The following is a 506-nucleotide window of genomic DNA, read 5'->3' on the forward strand; positions in this document are numbered from 1 at the left end:
TGCGTGACAGGCAGGCATGTTAGGCCTCTACACCACAGCTCCATATTTGGTTGCGGGGGCAGGACTTGAACCTGCGACCTTCGGGTTATGAGCCCGACGAGCTACCAACTGCTCCACCCCGCGATATAATGGTGGACGCTGACGGGATCGAACCGCCGACCCTCTGCTTGTAAGGCAGATGCTCTCCCAGCTGAGCTAAGCGTCCATGTTATTGTCGTCGTTTCACCAGCGACTCTTATATCTTATCAAACTTCTTCAACTTGTTCAACCCTCAATTTTTACCAGTTGAGAAGTTGTAATGGTGACCCGTAGGGGATTCGAACCCCTGTTACCTCCGTGAAAGGGAGGTGTCTTAACCCCTTGACCAACGGGCCTAATTACTGGCGGAGAGAGAGGGATTCGAACCCTCGAGACGCTTGTGGCGCCTACACGATTTCCAATCGTGCTCCTTCGACCAAACTCGGACATCTCTCCATGGCTCCCCGAACAGGACTCGAACCTGTGAC

General features: G+C 53.6%; 4 tRNA genes. All 4 read right to left on the minus strand.

The window, feature by feature from the left end:
- Positions 1–47: 47 nt before the first annotated feature.
- Positions 48–123: transfer RNA gene (locus M3661_RS29840), tRNA-Met, on the minus strand.
- A gap of 6 nt (positions 124–129) precedes the next feature.
- A tRNA-Val gene (locus M3661_RS29845) sits at positions 130–205 on the minus strand.
- A gap of 94 nt (positions 206–299) precedes the next feature.
- Positions 300–374 (minus strand) — tRNA-Glu (locus M3661_RS29850).
- Between the two features lie 7 nt (positions 375–381).
- Positions 382–474 (minus strand) — tRNA-Ser (locus tag M3661_RS29855).
- Between the last annotated feature and the right edge of the window lie 32 nt (positions 475–506).

This window comes from Paenibacillus sp. MER 180 (genome assembly GCF_023713665.1).
Taxonomy (GTDB): Bacteria; Bacillota; Bacilli; order Paenibacillales; family Paenibacillaceae; genus Paenibacillus_B; species Paenibacillus_B suaedae.